Source organism: Hahella sp. CCB-MM4, assembly GCF_002260525.1.
Lineage (GTDB): Bacteria > Pseudomonadota > Gammaproteobacteria > Pseudomonadales > Oleiphilaceae > Hahella.
In genome coordinates, this window is sequence record NZ_MRYI01000002.1 from 523812 (window position 1) to 541526 (window position 17715).

General features: G+C 49.1%; 16 protein-coding genes. 5 read left to right on the forward strand and 11 right to left on the reverse strand.

What is annotated here, in order from left to right:
* Positions 1-113: 113 nt before the first annotated feature.
* On the reverse strand, positions 114-2993 hold the full coding sequence (locus BTA51_RS05955; RefSeq protein WP_210404772.1) for an AMP-binding protein: 2880 nt from the start codon (positions 2991-2993) through the stop codon (positions 114-116).
* Between the two features lie 104 nt (positions 2994-3097).
* On the opposite strand from BTA51_RS05955, the gene BTA51_RS05960 reads away from it, so the two are divergent.
* Together BTA51_RS05960 and BTA51_RS05965 are read left to right on the forward strand one after the other, a co-directional pair.
* Positions 3098-3886 carry a radical SAM protein gene (locus BTA51_RS05960; protein WP_094706493.1) on the forward strand — a complete coding sequence of 263 codons (789 nt, stop codon included), beginning with the start codon at positions 3098-3100 and terminating at the stop codon, positions 3884-3886.
* Positions 3887-4161: 275 nt separating this feature from the next.
* On the forward strand, positions 4162-4902 hold the full coding sequence (locus BTA51_RS05965) for a hypothetical protein (RefSeq protein WP_094706494.1): 741 nt from the start codon (positions 4162-4164) through the stop codon (positions 4900-4902).
* Positions 4903-5022: 120 nt separating this feature from the next.
* Here BTA51_RS05965 and BTA51_RS05970 read toward each other — a convergent pair whose 3' ends face one another.
* Positions 5023-5577: a 2OG-Fe(II) oxygenase gene (locus BTA51_RS05970; RefSeq protein WP_094706495.1), complete on the reverse strand. Its 555-nt coding sequence runs from the start codon at positions 5575-5577 to the stop codon at positions 5023-5025.
* Between the two features lie 193 nt (positions 5578-5770).
* Positions 5771-6103: a DUF6559 family protein gene (locus BTA51_RS05975; protein ID WP_094706496.1), complete on the reverse strand. Its 333-nt coding sequence runs from the start codon at positions 6101-6103 to the stop codon at positions 5771-5773.
* A 251-nt stretch (positions 6104-6354) separates the two neighbouring features.
* On the opposite strand from BTA51_RS05975, the gene BTA51_RS05980 reads away from it, so the two are divergent.
* Positions 6355-7131, forward strand: a complete 777-nt coding sequence (locus BTA51_RS05980; RefSeq protein ID WP_141215552.1) for a hypothetical protein — start codon at positions 6355-6357, stop codon at positions 7129-7131.
* Positions 7132-7136: 5 nt separating this feature from the next.
* On the opposite strand, the gene amt is transcribed toward BTA51_RS05980, so the two are convergent.
* The 3 genes from amt to BTA51_RS05995 form a co-directional block, all read right to left on the reverse strand.
* Positions 7137-10229 (reverse strand): ammonium transporter, encoded by a 3093-nt coding sequence (gene amt / locus BTA51_RS05985; protein ID WP_094706498.1) that lies wholly within the window; start codon positions 10227-10229, stop codon positions 7137-7139.
* 300 nt (positions 10230-10529) lie between these two features.
* A complete protein-coding gene (locus tag BTA51_RS05990; protein WP_168188076.1) occupies positions 10530-10820 on the reverse strand; it encodes a putative quinol monooxygenase in 291 nt (96 codons plus the stop codon).
* A gap of 2 nt (positions 10821-10822) precedes the next feature.
* A complete protein-coding gene (locus BTA51_RS05995) occupies positions 10823-11491 on the reverse strand; it encodes a DJ-1/PfpI family protein (protein ID WP_094706500.1) in 669 nt (222 codons plus the stop codon).
* Between the two features lie 104 nt (positions 11492-11595).
* On the opposite strand from BTA51_RS05995, the gene BTA51_RS06000 reads away from it, so the two are divergent.
* Positions 11596-12570 carry a LysR family transcriptional regulator gene (locus BTA51_RS06000; protein WP_094706501.1) on the forward strand — a complete coding sequence of 325 codons (975 nt, stop codon included), beginning with the start codon at positions 11596-11598 and terminating at the stop codon, positions 12568-12570.
* A gap of 20 nt (positions 12571-12590) precedes the next feature.
* Here the strand turns inward: BTA51_RS06000 and BTA51_RS06005 are convergent, their stop codons facing one another.
* Entirely contained in the window at positions 12591-13085 is a 495-nt protein-coding gene (locus tag BTA51_RS06005) for a TIGR00645 family protein (protein ID WP_094706502.1), read from the reverse strand.
* 231 nt (positions 13086-13316) lie between these two features.
* Here BTA51_RS06005 and BTA51_RS06010 point away from each other — a divergent pair, with 231 nt between their 5' ends.
* Positions 13317-13928, forward strand: coding sequence for a glutathione S-transferase (locus BTA51_RS06010; RefSeq protein WP_094706503.1), 612 nt, complete (start codon positions 13317-13319; stop codon positions 13926-13928).
* A 191-nt stretch (positions 13929-14119) separates the two neighbouring features.
* Here BTA51_RS06010 and BTA51_RS06015 read toward each other — a convergent pair whose 3' ends face one another.
* From BTA51_RS06015 to BTA51_RS06030, 4 genes are read right to left on the reverse strand one after another with little or no spacing between them, the layout of a single operon-like run.
* Positions 14120-14887, reverse strand: coding sequence for an SDR family oxidoreductase (locus BTA51_RS06015; protein WP_094706504.1), 768 nt, complete (start codon positions 14885-14887; stop codon positions 14120-14122).
* Between the two features lie 34 nt (positions 14888-14921).
* Positions 14922-15617, reverse strand: a complete 696-nt coding sequence (locus BTA51_RS06020) for a histidine phosphatase family protein (protein ID WP_094706505.1) — start codon at positions 15615-15617, stop codon at positions 14922-14924.
* Between the two features lie 40 nt (positions 15618-15657).
* Positions 15658-16731: a phosphotransferase family protein gene (locus BTA51_RS06025; protein WP_094706506.1), complete on the reverse strand. Its 1074-nt coding sequence runs from the start codon at positions 16729-16731 to the stop codon at positions 15658-15660.
* A gap of 43 nt (positions 16732-16774) precedes the next feature.
* Positions 16775-17668 (reverse strand): SDR family oxidoreductase, encoded by an 894-nt coding sequence (locus BTA51_RS06030; protein WP_094706507.1) that lies wholly within the window; start codon positions 17666-17668, stop codon positions 16775-16777.
* Positions 17669-17715 lie beyond the last annotated feature (47 nt).

The following is a 17715-nucleotide window of genomic DNA, read 5'->3' on the forward strand; positions in this document are numbered from 1 at the left end:
ACAAATTTCCCTTGATCAGACCCCGATGATCCAGGGATTCTGACGGGTGAATCGCGAAGTATACCAGCATTAACAAATTTTCATGTTAAAAAATGACAAATCATCATTCAGTATCAAACCAATGGTCTTTCGTTTCCCAGATCCGGTTCTCCAAGATGTTTGAAAATCATCCTTCGCGCATCAACACGCAGCTTTGACGCAGCATTCCAGTCACTTCCTTCCGGATTTATGGGAGGATACAGGCAAACTTGAATATCTCCTTTGTGGGGATAGAAGTCCTCGGCCCTCATAATGGATCGGGTACCTCGAATGACCAAAGGAACAACACATACTCCGGCTTCAGCCGCAGCGACGAAGGCTCCCATGTGAAAGGGGAGTAACCCTGGCATACGGGTAAATGTTCCTTCAGGGAAGTAAACCAATGTCAGGCCCCGCTGCAGGGTTCTGATCGTCTTTCTGGCATCGGCAATTCCCTTTTGCTTATCAAAGCGTTCGACGAATTCCGTCTCCAGACGATTTAGAAACACTCGAGGAAAAAACTGGCGTTTTAACTCCCCTTTAGCGACAAATCCAAACTGGATCGGTAACGCCGCTGCCACCACTAAACCATCCAGGTAGCTGGAATGATTTGCCACAACGACACAAGGCTTGTCGACCGGCAGATTTTCAAGCCCCTCAACCGAAAGCCGCCATCCAGCCATTCTGAGAAATATTCCCGCCATCCGATGCCCAAAAGCTCTTGCCCTGTGCGGATGTCGGATGAGCGCTATCATCGTCCAGACAAATGGTGCCAGCCCCCAAAACAGACATTTTACATAGAAGGCATAGCTGTCTTTTCTTATCCTCCGGTTCAGGCGCTGGATCGCAGGCCGCCACGCCGACATAGCCATCCGCAGTATTTGCCACACCACCGGTTTTGGCTTTCCCCCCAACTGATCATGCTCGTATAACTCCCGCATACCGGATCGTCGGATCTTGCCACTTGATGTTTTCAATACAGAATGCGGAGGCACCAGCAATACATCGTCAGGCGGCATTCCTATAAGATCTGAAGCTATTCTGATAATGGCTTCGCGCAATGAAACCAGGGCATCACTCTCCTGCTCCCGGGTTTCCGCCACGATCACCAGTTTCTCCGTACCTGATTGCTGATGGGATGATCCAAATACCGCGACACACCCCTTGCGAATCCCGTTCAGATTGCCAACAGCTTCCTCTACTTCATGGGGATATATATTTCGCCCGCCACGGATCACGATGTCTTTTACCCGTCCGGTCAAGTACAGGTCACCTTGAGCGACATAGGCTAAATCCCCTGAACAAAGCCATTCCCCCTGGTAGAGCTGTTTTGTTGCCTCTGGATTGCGGTAATAGCCACGGGTTGCCGACGGCCCCATGAACTCCAGGTGTCCCTGATGACGGTCAGGGAGCTCTTTGCCGTGATCATCCACAATTCGCACCTGATACCCCGGCAAGGGATGTCCACAGGTCACAAATGACAGCTGGTGTGCATCATTCTCGGTCGCCGGAACAGCCACTCCGCGAGAGGTAAATGCCGCCCTTTGAATATGGTCAATCACCGGCAATCGACCCAGAGGCGGAATTGTCAGATCCACTCCAACTTCTGCCAGACCATACACTGGAGCCAAAGCATCCGGCCTCAGTCCGAACGGGCCAAATTTTGCGGCAAAGAGCTCCAAGGTTTTTGGGCTCACCGCCTCAGCCCCATTGAACAGAATGCGGATACTGCTGAGGTCCAGACCTTCCAGGTCCTGATCAGGAATCTTGTTCAGACACAGTTCAAACGAAAAATTCGGCCCACCGGAAATCGTGCCCCGATGTCGAGATATGGCCCATAGCCATCGGGCAGGATGAGCCAAAAACGCTAACGGCGACATTAAGACCAGGGGCATGGCGTGATACAAGCTATTCAACCATGCACCGATCAGTCCCATATCATGATACAAAGGCAACCAACTGACGAAGGTGTCAGTAGAATCCACCCGGGCAGCTTCCCCCATGGCTCGGATGTTGGCCAATAAATCATTATGAGTCAGTATCACGCCTTTAGGTTGCCCGGTACTACCGGATGTGTATTGCAGGAAGGCAATATCATCTTTACTAACCGGCATGGCATAAGGTTTAAACTCACCCTCCTTCAATTCCTTTGGCGACATAATCAGGTCAAGAGACTCCACCTGGGCTTTCATCAGGCCGGCAAGCCTCCCCACTTCAGGTAACGTAATCAGAATACGAGTCTGTGCATTGGAAAGGATCTTAGTGTGCCGCCTGAGATGATCCTCCAGCTGAAATAGATTGGCCGGCGGATATATTGGTACCGGAACCGCTCCCGCCATCAGGATACCGATAAAACTGAACAGGTAGTCTTTTCCTGTGGGCAACATAATCGCTACGGTATCACCAGGCTGTATATCCGCATGTTGCAGCCCCCCCGCCACACATTGACCACCGGAATACAGATCTTCATAGGTCATAATTTCCGGCTCATTCCCCTCACCATAAAGATACAAATGAGGTCGGGCAGCATGCCGCTCTCGATGCCAGGTGAGGACTTCTATCAGGGTGTCTGCCATATCAGGAACATCATCCACAACCTCTGACATTGCATAGGCCCCAGACTTTCTAGCAGTATACCTACCCTCGGGCTGATATGGTGATTGCAGAGCCTCCCGCACCATTCGAAGTAAATCCTGCGGAGTTTCAGCTTCACTCAGAGCTTTCTCAGGAAGACTTATCGCAAAGACTTGCTCAAGCCGTTGTATCAGTTCGGCCCGCGACAGGCTATCCAGACCGAGATCTCGATCGAGCTGGCTGTCCAGACGAACCTTTAAGGAGTGTTTTCTCTCGGGGTGTGACTCATCCAGCAATTGGCGAATGGTGAGCAAAACCAGTTCTGACGCATCCCCCGACAATGGCGGATTCTTCGCCATTCCAGAGCTGTCATGATCGTTGCCGGATGCTTCGTCATTCATAGCTATCCACCCGTGGGACGCTAAACATTTACAGGCAAAAGTGGCAATATATAGCATAGCACTGACGCCTATCGCTCGCTCTTCTTTCACAACGGAATGGATGTATGCCGGACAAGATCCAGATTGAAATCACCACCAGATGCAACTTCGATTGCTTCTACTGCGCCGGCAGACATATGCCCCAGAAAGATATGCCGTTGGATCTTGCATATAGCATTATCGACAAGCATGTCCGTCCGGGTATGGAAGTTAATCTTCAGGGCGAGGGGGAACCAGTCCTGGCCAAACACTTCTGGTCGATCGTGCAGAGAGTGCATGAAAAAGGCGGGTTGCCTTATATCATCACCAATGCAGGTTATACGATCACGCCCCAGATGGCGGAAAACTTCATTCAATACTTCAATAAAGTTCACGTATCTCTTGATACCACTGATCCCGAACGTGCCGAAAAAACCGGCCGACACAATATCCATCGTGTAATGGACAATATCCTGAAATTCGGCGATCTGTTGGGAAAAGAAAATGTCGGTATCGTTATTGTCAGTATTGGCCGGAAGGATATCGAGAGTGTCATCAATTTTGCTACCCGCAACGGAATCAAAAACGTGTCCGCCCAGTCGCTGCAAACCAAAGACGACTACATGATCAAATACAAACTTGACTACAAGGAGGACTACCACCTGAAATGTCCCTACCTTGAGCGGGACATTATGCGTTACTTCAATGTGGAGGGAATTGAATTACCGTGCTGTTTTATCAAAGATACCACTCAGTATGTCTCTGCCCAGAAACTCAGGGAACAGATGCACAAAGGCATAGTGCCTCAGAGCTGTAAAGGCTGCCGTTTTATCCGCAATCAGGAAACCAAGAAAGTTATCGTACGCACTTCCTGAATCCACCTTAATACCGGCCATTACCATTCAACCTCAAGCCTCAGATATTCACCCAGCCGACTATCCTATATTGACAATAAAATGTTGATCTGTCATAAATCCGCGCTGATGGACTAACGCCCCTCTTACACGGAAATTGTTAGTAGCGAACTGACTCGCTAACCCACATCTCCCCAATAAAAATACAAGCTATCACCAATATCTCAATCAGTGCGTGTTACAAACGCCCTGGAATGATTTGGCTTGTGCATAACAATTCTTCATCAAAAAGGAGTATGAAGTTGAAGACACTCAACAGGATATTTACCCTTGGCTTATTGACCTCCGCGACACTTGTTCATGGCCAGCCCATAACAGAAGACCCAATAACAGCCACTATCAATACTGGCGATAGTGAAATGGTGATCAACTCCCAATATGACAACTTGGGGGCTTTCGAATTTTCCAAAACCATCGCCGGAAATCATGCGGAAATCACCAACGCCAGAATCTTTGACAATGCTTATTTCGAGGCAGCTTCCGGCTCAAAGATTGAAACTGTCTACGCTAACGAAAATTCAGACATTAAGGTTGCGGCCGGTTCGGAAATCAAGGCGGTATTGGCGGGAGATAATTCAACCACTACCGTACAAACAGGTAGCAACGTCACCACCATTTCCGGCTATAAACAATCAACGATTGACGTCTTTGGCGGAGACATTTCCTGGCTCCAGCTTTATGGTCAGTCCTCTGCCAATCTCTTCTATGCAGACGACCTGAGCTGGCTGGTTCTCAACGATGACTCGCAGGTCAACATCTATGGCAAGGAATTCAACTATTCCGACGGACACCTCTCAGGAGTCTGGGAAAATGGTGAAAGTTTTTCTTTCTGGGCTGTAGAGAATGTACTGTTACCCGACTCTGCGATGCCTGAAGGCATCAACTTCCATTATGTAAGTGAACCGGCATCTTTAGCATTGCTAACAGTGGGAATTCTATTGCTACGCAGGAATAGGCGCGGAAAGCTGTGTTCTTGATTATGTATTGAAAATAAGGGACTGGGGATAATTCCCAGTCCCTTTTCTTAAGCCATATTATTGAGCCTAAACTCGGTACAGATCTACGCGATAAGTTACGTTACGATCTAGAGGTACTAATTAACCACTGACCTCAATTCGTCGAAACATCACGTCTGTCCGCAGCACATACTTAACACCACTCTCAACCGGCGCTCCTTGATGCATCAGCAAATGAGGGAATACCAACGCCATTCCCTTTTCCGGTTTGATCTTCTCCCAACGGAAATCAATCTCTCCGCCTTCATAGTCATCATTGAGATAAATCAGAAACGAAAGCTGACTGGTTTCATCCTCATTCCGGCAATAGAATCCGTCTTTATGCCATTTAAAATATTGACCTGGGGTATAACGGTAAAAGCGGAGCCTTTCGTTAAAGCCAAGCAGGGACCATTCCTCCAGGTCACTCAGGCAAGGTTCTGCTTTTTCAAATAGTCTTTGAGCAAGCCCCTCATCATCAAGAATTACACGGTCATTGTTCCGTATGGCTTTGAAGATTTGCTGCCCGTTTGCGGTTTGAATGGCCGCCTCTTCGTATCCTACGCGATTGCTCAGCCCGATGTAGTAGTCACACTCTTCTACTGCCAGGAATTCCTTTATTGCAAAGATTCCAGCACCGTAACTTATTTTTTCCATTGTTCTGGATTTTCCACAGGTTCTGCTTACTCTTTTCTCCAGTGGTCAAAAAGAGTAAGAAATAGATCTGATACCTTTCCCAACGTTCATGACAGAACTTTGCATATCCTGGTATAAAAATAGGTGAAAAGTCTATTCAAGAAATGACACTTGTTTGCCTCCGCCCTACGTCTGTCAGGCTTCAAGTGCTCAGCTATACAGGATCTTCCACATCGCCGGCATCATCACCCGCACCAAGCGAGCTTCCAGCTAACGCGATATTAAGGGCAATGGTCTTAGCTTCAGCGTAGTTCATTACCTTACCACCGGGTTGGGGAAAGGCTTTTTCGTAATCTTCCTTGCTGCAATAGAGCGCTAATGCATAGGGAATGAATTGGTCAGAAAGCTCTAGAGAGGCAATCGCCTGCTTTACTTCTGCTCCGCTAAATCCCTTCTGTTTCCCATGGCGCTTTCTCAGCTCAGGGCCTAATACGCCGATGTATTTTCGGATGGCTTCCTTTCTTTTTACTTTATCTACGATATTCATTGATTACCTTGTCCAGCTGTCCCCAATTCACACGTCAATGTCTAGGTCGGCCCGCTATTTCTCGTTGTCTCGAGCTCAAATCCTTCCCAAAACGACAGATATTGTCTTTTTAAATCATACAATTAGTAAGCATTGAATTTGTTCCTCTGCATGACAAAGCAGACTTAATGAAATCTATAAAACCAAGGAAATAGATTCGATGCTTCTTGCAGAACATCAACACCGATCGACAGCATTAATAGGAGCGCCATTTGAAATCACAATTACGCCTTATTCTCTCATACTTAGCAATTGTTTCATCCATGGCTCACGGAACCATGCTGGATTCCGTAATAGTTTCAGGGAACGATACTATAATAATTGATAATCGCGTTTCACCTGTCACCGCTATGGATTCGTCCACGATCATAGCTACCAACGGCGCAAAAATAGGACGTGCAGAAAGTTACGACACCTCTTCAATATACGCTAATGCAGGCTCTGATATAGCAGGGCTCTATGGACACAACAATACCGCAATATCTACAAAACAAGGCTCCGACGTATCCTGGATTTATGGGTACGATAATACTTCTTTATCAATCGAATCCGGCTCTGATGTAAGCTACATTTATGGATATGACAGTACTTCTATATCAGTCGAGTCCGGTTCTGAAGTAAGTTATATTTATGCGTTCGATGATTCGACTGTTAGAGTTTTTGGAGGCGATATTTCTTATCTGGATATGTCTGACCACTCTACTGTCGATATATTTTACGTCGACGACCTTAGCTGGCTTACGGTGGGTGATAACTCTCAAGTTAATATTTATGGACGGGAATTTGAATATTCACGAGGACATCTCTCTGGCGTTTGGGAAAACGGAGAAAGCTTTTCATTTTGGGCTCTTAAAAGCTTAGGGGTGGTTGAGCATTCACTACCAGAAGGTATCGTCTTCCACTACGTAGATGAACCCACAGCTATGGCAGTCCTAGCCGCCGGTCTACTCTTCCTGTTCCAAATCAATCGTAAGAAACGGCTCATCTAGAATCACTAACTACCAACACTCACTATCTCCGCATTGGAGTGAGATAGTGAGTGCAGCAACCGCTTAATGCTTTGGCTTGATTCCGGGCGATAGAAGAAGTAGCCCTGAAACACTTCACATCCGTGTTTCATCAGGACTTCCCATTGTTCTTGAGTTTCAACACCCTCCGCCACCGTTATCAAGTCGAGATTTTTGGCCAGGTTGATGATAGTCAGGCAAATCTGGCTGTCCTCTTCTTTAGTGGCGCATTCCTCAACGAAGGACTGATCAATTTTCAGAATATCTATAGGCAGGCGTTTCAAATAATTGAGAGAGGAATAGCCGGTGCCGAAGTCATCGATGGATATTTTGATGTCCAGATCTTTCAAATCGGACATAACGTCGATGCATCGATTAACATCTGAGAGTAGAACCCCTTCTGTGATCTCTATTTCCAGATAACGCCCTTCAATACCGGCAGTTTCAAGTTTTTCTTTGATGGAAGGAACAAGCAGATCTGACACCAGATGCTTTCCGGATATATTGATCGCAACAGGTAGCAACGATAACCCTGAGTCAATCCATTCAGCAAGATCCTCCAGCACTTGATGGATTGCGAACTCCCCTAATTGAATGATCAGGTTGGATTCCTCGGCCAGAGGAATAAAATCTGCCGGTGAAATGCTCCCTTCCTTAGGATGATTCCACCGTAGCAACGCTTCCAATCCAACAATTTCTTTATGCAACTCTCCCCGGACAACCCTGGTACATATCTTGGGTTGATAAACCACAGAGAACTGACCAGTCTTGAGGCCTTCCTTCATTTCCTGCTCATAGTTGAAGTGTCGGCTTGCCTGCTTGGCCATCTCCGGTTCGAACACCTGCCAGTTATCACGCCCCCTTTCCTTGGCGTTATACATGGCGATATCGGCATGTTGAATCATGCTGTCCGCCTCTGTTTCACCATAGATAGATAAGGCAATACCGATACTGGTGGGAATATTGATTTCACGGCCATTAATTTCCACGGGAAAACGCATAACCTCCAGGATATCGTCCGCTTTCTCACAGACAATTCTCCGGTCAATATCGCCGGACAACATAACAACAAACTCATCGCCACCCCAGCGGGAAATGACATCCGTATCGCGAGTGACTTTGGTCAGGCGGGAAGACACTTCAATCAACAGCTCATCACCGGCCTTATGCCCGAGGGTATCGTTGATCTTCTTAAACTTATCTAGGTCAAGGAAAAGAATAGCGACAGACTCTCTCTTCTGTTCAGCACAGGATACCGCCTCGATCAGCTTTTCCATCAGATAAGTCCGGTTATAAAGGCTGGTTAACGGATCGCTGTAGGCGAGGAATTTTAGTTTATCCTGCAGCTTAACCTGACGGGTGACGTCCCGGATGTGCAGAGTGAATTCATTACGCAGCTCATTATCCAGTTGCGTGCCGGTAATGGTGATTTCCGCTGGAAACTGCAAATGCGAGCTGCGCTGCAGGGTAATCGTGTTGCGACGATTCAGTAGTAATCCCTGAGATGATGAAAATAATTGGCGCAGACTGCTGTACACTCTAAAACGGTCGGCAGGCAGAACAAAGCTCTCGATGAAGTTTTCACCCAGCATCTGCTTTTTAAGACAACCAAAGGTTCTTTCTGCGGCGGGATTAAACTCGATAATATTGCCATCCAGATCAATGGAAATGATGCAGTCCATCGAGGAATCAAGGATTGCACTCTTACGTTTTTCACTGGAACGATATTGCCCGATAGCATTGTCTCTGAGTTCTATTTCCGTATTGACCCGCTCGATCACTTGATTGTACTTCCGGGCAATCTGACCCACCTCGGTAAACGGTTCTTCTGGAACCGGGGCGGAAAAATCCCCCTCATCCTGCTGCCTTTGCATTGAGGTCAATAGGTCAATCAATTCTGTGGTGGCACGATGCTCTGAGACATTCAGTCCCTCTTCTTCCGACTTTGCGAGCACTCTCAAGGGAATATAACGGTCGATGGTCCTGATCAGGACATAGCTTACTGTAAAGCAGTACGATCCTATGCTCATCACTCCAATCAACTGGACAACCAACTGTTCTGTGCGCTGCAGACCGGTACCAAGAAGCTCGGTTTTACCGAAGATCGCCACCGCAATCGTTCCCCAGATCCCCGCAAACAAATGAGCTGGCACTACATCCAGGGCATCATCGATTTTCAGCCTTTCAATCCATACGCCACCGAAATAGACCACGATCCCGGATACCATCCCGATCAATGCGGCTGATGAAGGGGATACCGCATGGCAGGAAGCCGTGATGCCCACGAGGCCGGCAATGGTTCCGTTCACGATGGCAGAGACATCCATATACCTGTGCCGAATGAAATGCAGAGTGGTTGCCAGTAAGGCTCCCCAAACGGCTGACTGACAGGTGTTCAGCAATATCAAAGGCACTTCTTCTGTGAGTTTAAAAGTGCTGCCGCCATTGAATCCAAACCATCCCAACCAGATCAATAGCGTACCAAGCACCGACAACGGTAGATTATTTCCCGGAGGCAGACGGACTCCACGATCAAATCGTCCCAAGCGTGGCCCAATGATGATGATAGCCGCCAAAGCGACCCAGCCACCCACTGAATGCACCACTGTGGAACCGGCAAAATCAACAAAGCCCATATGCTGTAACCAGCCGCCAGCTCCTTCATAGTATCCAGCCCAGGCCCAATGCCCTGCGACGGGATAGATAAACGCACTGAGCACCACCGTAATGGCCAGATAACCAATAAAGGTCATTCTCTCCGCAACAGCGCCGGACACCAAAGTCGTCGCGGTTCCACAGAACATCATTTGAAACAGAAAAAAACTGACCTGATAGGGATTCTGTGTATCGCCGAAAAAGAACCCTTCAATACCGATCACACCTGATACACCAGTTCCAAACATCAGGGCGAAACCAAACATCCAAAAGAAAATGGAGGAGATGACGAAGTCAGAAATATTTTTGGCAGCAACATTGATACTGTTCTTACTGCGAATGCGTCCGCTTTCCAGACACAAAAAACCTGCCTGCATGATAAAAACAAGAATGGCTGCCATCAGCAGCCACAAGTGTTCAGCCATAGCTTTATCCAACTCACAAACTAAATAATATGGTGCGCATCCAAAGCTCCTACATTCGATTCGCCCCGAAATAGGGCGATAACACGACGTATGCTCCGATATTCATTCCGATATATGCGCCGATAAAGCAGGAGCAATTTATATTCCAAAGTAAGGCTGAGTCGGTATCGCCGGTAGCGGGTTTGATTGGAACTGCGCTGCCGGGAGATTGGAGAGGTCCAACAAAAATATGGGCCGAAAAGAATATGGACCAAGGAATACGGGCAGCCCCGACATTAACTTCCGCCGGGGCCACGTTGCTTAGATGTCTACGTCCTCCAGATACAGTATTTCAGGTGGCTTTTCCAGAAAACCTGCCAAAGCTTCCATCACTCCATTTTGACTGATGGATTCAAGATAAGATTCATGATGAGATCTGGAGAGCCAGCGCTCCTGGAAAAGCATCGTACGATCGTCAGAACTTCTCTGCACACTGACGCCGAAGCAACCGGGAAAACTTCTAACCCTAGGTAGGTTTTTCTCAAGGAATCCCATTAGATCATCGTACTTTTCCGATTTGACCTGAGATTTCAAAATCACCCATATGCTCATGATTAATCCTTCCATACCCGCTGCATCTGTAACGCTGACTTAACTTCATCCGCTTTGTCCTGAGAGGACAGCCGGGATAATAGCGCCAGTGCCGCCTCATAACTGACGACACTGCCATTGGAGGTAAGGACATTGCCATCTATTACATAATTACGGTTGTACTGAACCTTGACCTTGGGATAGTCATCCGCCATATCGGCTTCGCCGCCGGCCCAGGTAGTTGCATTACGCCCGTCCAGAACACCGGCTTCAGCCAATAACCGCGCCCCAGAACAGTTACTGGCCATCCACTCGGCTTTAGTAGAGGTCTGGCGGATATAGGAGATCAAGGCTTCATTCTCCAGCAGAGGTCCCATGTTATAACTGCTGGGTAACAACAGGACATCCACCGCGGGACGATCACGCAGATAGGCATCGACTTTCAGCTTCAACCCCTCTTCTGTGGTGATCGTATCGCTTTCACCTACGTTGATAGTGATGGTCTCATAGTCCGAAAACCAGCTCTTGCGACTGGCGATGCCAAACACTTCGATGGGGGCCGTAATATCCGAGGTCAGCACGCCGTCAAAGACAATAATCCCTATCCGTTTATCTGCCGACCAGCTCTGCGATGAGCAAATCAGGCAGAAGAGAGCCAGCAGAATCCTGCTTCGAGTTCCGGTCATTTCCATACAGTTCTCCTGTTGTTTGTAATATTGACCCTCAGGATTCTATTGGTCGATTCCCTGTGATTAAATGTCATCACATTCTTAATACTTGTGAATTATTTTCACGAATGGACAAACTCAACCTGCTCAAGTTATTTCTTGTCGCCGCGGAAAGGGGAAGCTTTGCCGCAGCAGCCTCATTTCTGGGCCTGTCACCTTCCACGGTCAGTAAGGCGATTGCGCGACTGGAGGAAGATCTTCAACTGCACTTGTTTCACCGCACCACACGAACGCTGACACTGACTGAGTCAGGGCGGGCCTATCAGCATACTGTCCAGCAGCTGCTGTCTGAATTGGATAGCTGTGAGGAGATGTTGCTACGGGAAAATGGTGAGCCGAAAGGACGCTTATCTATTAACCTGCCAGTATCCTATGGCAGATGCTATGTCATGCCTTTGCTGGCGGAATTTAACAAGCAATACCCTGAAATCGAACTCTCCTTGAGTTTTGATGATGCCTATGTGGACTTGGTTGAACAGGGTATCGATGTCTGTGTCCGAAGCGGTACGTTGGAGGAATCCACCCTGATTGCGAGACAGCTGAGCCCCATAGACATGTTAACCTGTGCCTCGCCAGCCTATCTCAGGGAGAATGGAGGCATCTCAGTGGAAGACTATGCTCGTCATCCCTGGATACGTTTTCGCTTTCGTCAAACTGGACGGGTAATGCCGGTGATGGTTTCGAAGAATCCAAATCCGTTGGTCACAACCAGTGGCATCGCCTATGCCGGGCATACCAATCTGGACCCGGGCCGGCAATATATTGTGGATGACGGGGAAGCCCTGGCAGACTTGTGCGCGCAAGGTCTTGGCCTTACTCAACTGCCACATTTTATTGCCAGAGACTGGCTGCAAAGTGGCAAAATCGTCCCCATTGCTCCCTGCTTGCGGCCCCCGGGTTTTGGTGTCTGGGTTATTTACGCTAAACGGACGTTCCTGCCTGCCAGAATCCACGCTTTTGTCAGCTTTCTTGAGCAGGCCGTCCGCTCACGAGGCGAAACTCCCCTGCGCACATGGGCAGAAGAGTTAACGCCCGCGATATAAAGTGGTTCGGGGAACGGAGCCTAATGATCCTTGCGAGTGATCTTATCCAGAACCCCCATCACAAAGGCTGACAACACAAAAGTGAGATGGATAATCACATACCATTTCAAATAGTCTGTATCCACATTCTCCGCATTTACGAAGATCTTCAGCAGATGAATGGATGAAATCGCCACGATGGAGGCGGCCACCTTGTTTTTCAGCGTGCCCGAGTCGACCTTGCCCAGCCAGCTGAGTTTCTCCTGGCCTTCATCGATGTCCAGCTGGGAGACAAAGTTTTCGTATCCGCTGAACATCACCATCACCAGCAGACCACCTACCAGAGCCATATCCACCAAAGACAGCACCAAAAGCACTAGATCAGCCTCTTTCATGGTGAAGATGATCGGAAGATAGTGGACCAACTCCTGAAAAAATTTGATACCAAGCATCAATAACGCCAAGCTCAACCCCAGATAAATCGGAGCCAGAATCCAGCGTGCGGAATACATCAGATTTTCTATTAAACGTTCCAAATTAAGGTCTCCCTAAGATACCCGCCCTATATATGGGATTTCACAGGAAAAACTCAAGCGTTTTACCATTTATCCTTCACCAGGAACCGATGGTCAGATCAAACTTTCCACATTGGCAGGTGAGTGCCATATTTGTACACTAATACAGGCGTTTGACGAACATATTGCCATCGTGGACTCACGCGCTTGGGGAGAATCAGATACTACTGGTTAACAAGAGGACCAGGCCCTATGAAACTTATCGGCTCCTATACCAGTCCCTTTGTTCGAAAAATCAGAGTCATGCTGCTGGAAAAAGGCATCCCCTTTTCCCTGCTGGAAGACCTTCCCTGGAGCGAGGATTCCAAAGCCCCTCAATATAATCCTCTTGGGAAAGTTCCAATACTGATCGACGAACAGGGCAAAACCTGGTTCGACTCTCCTGTCATTGCAGAATACATTGAAGCTCTGCATACCAAACATATGTTGATCCCCCCGGGAAAAATCGGTGCGGTTGAAGTCAGGCAACTGGAGGCATTGGCCGATGGTATTGTCGAAGCCGGCATTGCCATTTTCCTGGAACAAAAGCGGGCAACTGAGATGCAGAATCCCGAATGGCTCACCCGTCAGCACGGGAAAATCAAGCGTGGCATTGATGCGCTGGAGAATATTCTGGGAGACAATCTCTGGCTCCATGCAGAGACCTTCAGCCTGGCCGATATTTCGGTGGGCGTCATTCTGGAATGGTTGAATTTCCGACTCCCTGATTTAGGCTGGCAGAGTGATGCGCCTAAATTAACCGCCTATCTGGAGCGCTTAAGGGAACGGCCATCGTTTCAGGAAACCCGCCCTCCCGAAATCTAGCGCTGCTTTCAGTTTCCATCAGCAGCGCTCGATTAACATCTGTAAATGCAGCCGGCTAGATGCCGGCTATTTTGTTTTCATGGTGATGGATTTTCGAAGCCATGAACCTCTGGTGATTGAGACTCTAGTGATTGAGACTCTGGTGACTGAGCTCCTGGTGATTGGAATTCTGGTGGCTGGAATTCTTGGGACTAGGAAATCAAATAGCCTCCGTCCACCGGCATACTGATTCCCGTGGTATAACTGGCAGCGTCACTGACCAGATATAAAACGGCACCCGCCATTTCCGATGGCTCGGCAATTCGATTCAAGGGCACATGCTCAAGCAATTTCTTGCGGATAGCATCGTTCTGGGTAAGAGCCGACGCAAACTTGGTATCGGTACCGCCCGGTAACAGGGCATTGACCCGAATTCCCAAAGGCGCGCATTCCTTCGCAAAGGTTTTCGTCATACTGATGACTGACGCTTTGGTGATGGAATAAATGCCCTGAAGTGCCCCCGGAATGACGCCGTTAACCGATGCCACATTGACGATTTTGCCGCTCTTCTGTTCCCGCATGATCTTGCCGGCTTCCACCGACATAAAGAAATATCCGCGGATATTCACATCAACGGTTTTTTGAAACACCCCCAGGTCCGTGTCCAGGACATGACCAAAATAGGGGTTAGTGGCCGCGTTATTGATCAGGATATCTAACCGGCCGTGAGTTTCGCGGATATGTGAAAACAGGGCCGCAATCTGTTCCATCTCACCAATATGGCAGGCCATCGCCTCCGCTTTACCGCCGGCTTCACGGATAGATTGGGCGACCGCCTCGCATCCATCCAGCTTACGGCTGGAGACGATCACGTGAGCCCCATACGCAGCAAGCGTCCTGGCTATGGATTCACCGATGCCACGACTGGCCCCAGTCACCAGGGCAATCTGGCCGGTTAGATCAAATAAATTGTTTTCCATGATATTCGTGCCCTCTTGTTCTAATGGCGACCACCTACCTGTAGGTCACCAGAGAGCGGTCAGCTCCCTGCTGCAGGTAGGCATAATGATTGAAATAGCCCACGGAGCGCCGGGAGCCACTATAGAAAATTTTGGTGATAGAGGTGTTGGCAATGGACCAGTTCAGCTGAATTGCCGCCAGTGGTGACAGTTGCAGCACCGAAGCCAGCATACCCGCAATGGGTCCACCGGAAGTGACTACAGCGATATTCTTGCTGGAGCCTGCCATTTCGATAACCCGTTCTGCCGCTCCACTGACCCGCTCGACCACATCGTTCCATGACTCCATGGCTTCCCATTGATCCTGGCTTACCCAGGTGTCCACCACCCGCTCAAATACTCTCTGGAAGTGGCGTTTCCGGTCTATCTCACCGTTGATAAATGCAGATATCTCAGGCTCATGGGACAAAACCGGAAGAATGTTGGCCATAACTGCCTGGTGATCAAACTCGTTAAATCCCGAGTCCTCGATCACTTCCACCGAGCCGCTGTCTATGGCATCCAGCGCCAGACGAGCCGTGTCTCGTTGACGCTCCAAAGTACCGGAAAACCAATGATCAATTCGCAGACCTTTGGCTGCCAGGTATCGCCCACAGTGGGCGGCCTGCAAACGTCCGGTATCAGAAAGCCGGTCATAGTTGGAACTGCCGAAGCTGGCCTGCCCGTGGCGTATCAGGTATACCGCTCCCATACGTATCTCTCCTGGTTGATGCCTTTACCCTGATTTATGCCTAGGCCTGACTCAGACTGGAAGCTGAAATCTTGTCCCGCAGATAGCCTTCCAGATATTTCACCACCTGGATAAAACCGGCAAAGCGTTTGTCCTGGGTCTGACCATGGAAATACCGGTAATAGATCTGCTGGATAATCACCACCAGACGGAAAATTCCGTAGACTTCATAGAAATCAAAACTGTCGATATTCAGTCCGGATTTTTCCAGGTAATAATCCACCACCTGACGGCGGGTCAGCATGCCGGGGCGATGTGTGGGCTGTCGCCTTAACAGGTGCAGTGGTTGGGGATCATCTTTCTGTATCCAATAGGCCAGACTGTTGCCGAGATCCATCAAAGGATCTCCGATGGTCGCCATTTCCCAATCCAACACACCAATGATGTTCATCGGGTTTTCCGGATCCAGCACCAGATTGTCGAAACGGTAATCGTTATGCACCAGACACTGACGAATCTGTGCTGGTTGATGCGCTTTCAACCACGCCATCACTTCGGCGTAATCCGGTGCATCATCCGTATGGGATTTCAGGAAGCGATCACACCAGCCACTGATCTGGCGCTCCACATAATCGCCGGGACGGGCCAGTTCTTTCAGGGAAGTCTGTTCCCAATCGATCTGGTGCAGGTCTACCAGCCTGTCCACCATGCTGTAGCATAGCTGGCTGCAATCGTTTTCGGACAACTGCAGATCCTTGGGAAAATCAGCCCTCAGGATGACTCCCCGTAGACGCTCCATGACATAGAATTCGCTGCCGATGACCGCATCATCGTCACAGAAGGCAATCATTTTGGGGACGTAGGGATAGACATCCTGTAGCCCCTGCATCACGCGGAATTCCCGCCCCATATCATGGGCAGACTTGGCTTTATGACCAAAGGGAGGACGACGCAATACAAACTCCCTGTTGCTGTAGGTCAACAGGTATGTGAGATTCGAGGCCCCGCCCGGAAACTGGCTGATGCTGACATCGCCCTCCAAATCGGGTACCCGATCTTTCAGGTAGGTATCAATAGCCTGAACATCCAGTTCTTCCCCAGACCGGATCTCACCGGCACTATCAACAACACTCATTGGTTATCCTCTCTCGCTGTTCGTATGCAGAATGTGATCGATCTCAGGCAACCCTGGGGTTACGGTGATCCTGGTCATCATCCTCATGCTCTTCCTGGCTCAGGGACTTCGCATCCCAATCCTTATGCTTGGACAACAGGCGTTTGCCCAATGAGCGCAAACTGGCCAGATATACCGAGGGAACGTAGCGCTTCAGCAGCCAGAGAGGCCGGTAGTTTCGATGGGGGAGAATATAGAAATCCTGCTTTGTCACGCCATTGAAAATTCTCTCCGCGACGTCTTCAGCAGAAAGTTTGGAGGACGCAAACAGCTTTTCCAGTGTTTCATGTACTTGCGGTGCGCCCAGGCGTCCGTTCTTGGCCAGGTTGGTGGCAAAAAATCCGGGACACACCACACTGGTGCCAACGCCATAGCTGGCCAGTTCCCCGACCAGCGTCTCAGAGACCGCAACCACCCCAGCTTTGGCCGCATTATACGAGCCCATTTCAGGCGAGTGGATTAAGCCCGCCATTGAGGAAATGTTCACCACATGACCGGACTTCTGTTTCTTGAATAGCGGAATAAAAGTCCGGCAACCACGCACGACTCCCATCAGATTGATGTTCAGCACCCACTCCCAGTCTTCCAGGGGAGCGGTATCCATGGCACCGTGGGTGGCAACACCGGCGTTATTGATCAATATGTCCAGACCGCCCCAGGTCTGCAAAATCTGTTTCTTCCAGGCCTGAATATCGCGAACCTTGGTAACATCAACGTGCTGATAGAACGCCCGGTCTTTGGGTAGTTGCAGGGATCTGACGATGCTCTCACCCGCCTCGTCCTGAATATCCGCAAAAGCCACACGCCAGCCACGGCTAAGAAACAAACGGGCCAAAGCCAACCCCAGGCCACTGGCGGCTCCGGTAATGGCAACCCGTTTTTCAGGGAATCGTTGCATAACAGTTGTCCTGTATCAGTGCACTATGGCCGGAGTAGCACCCCGGC

Excerpts from the sequence above, each read along its gene's own strand:
- BTA51_RS05995 (WP_094706500.1), bottom strand. The coding sequence starts at position 11,491 with ATGGAAATGACCGGAACTCGAAGCAGGATTCTGCTGGCTCTCTTCTGC.
- BTA51_RS06025 (WP_094706506.1), bottom strand. The coding sequence starts at position 16,731 with ATGAGTGTTGTTGATAGTGCCGGTGAGATCCGGTCTGGGGAAGAACTG.
- BTA51_RS06000 (WP_094706501.1), top strand. The coding sequence starts at position 11,596 with ATGGACAAACTCAACCTGCTCAAGTTATTTCTTGTCGCCGCGGAAAGG.
- BTA51_RS06020 (WP_094706505.1), bottom strand. The coding sequence starts at position 15,617 with ATGGGAGCGGTATACCTGATACGCCACGGGCAGGCCAGCTTCGGCAGT.
- BTA51_RS06030 (WP_094706507.1), bottom strand. The coding sequence starts at position 17,668 with ATGCAACGATTCCCTGAAAAACGGGTTGCCATTACCGGAGCCGCCAGT.
- BTA51_RS05960 (WP_094706493.1), top strand. The coding sequence starts at position 3,098 with ATGCCGGACAAGATCCAGATTGAAATCACCACCAGATGCAACTTCGAT.
- BTA51_RS05965 (WP_094706494.1), top strand. The coding sequence starts at position 4,162 with ATGAAGTTGAAGACACTCAACAGGATATTTACCCTTGGCTTATTGACC.
- BTA51_RS05955 (WP_210404772.1), bottom strand. The coding sequence starts at position 2,993 with ATGAATGACGAAGCATCCGGCAACGATCATGACAGCTCTGGAATGGCG.
- amt (WP_094706498.1), bottom strand. The coding sequence starts at position 10,229 with ATGGCTGAACACTTGTGGCTGCTGATGGCAGCCATTCTTGTTTTTATC.
- BTA51_RS06010 (WP_094706503.1), top strand. The coding sequence starts at position 13,317 with ATGAAACTTATCGGCTCCTATACCAGTCCCTTTGTTCGAAAAATCAGA.
- BTA51_RS05975 (WP_094706496.1), bottom strand. The coding sequence starts at position 6,103 with ATGAATATCGTAGATAAAGTAAAAAGAAAGGAAGCCATCCGAAAATAC.
- BTA51_RS05990 (WP_168188076.1), bottom strand. The coding sequence starts at position 10,820 with ATGAGCATATGGGTGATTTTGAAATCTCAGGTCAAATCGGAAAAGTAC.
- BTA51_RS06015 (WP_094706504.1), bottom strand. The coding sequence starts at position 14,887 with ATGGAAAACAATTTATTTGATCTAACCGGCCAGATTGCCCTGGTGACT.
- BTA51_RS05970 (WP_094706495.1), bottom strand. The coding sequence starts at position 5,577 with ATGGAAAAAATAAGTTACGGTGCTGGAATCTTTGCAATAAAGGAATTC.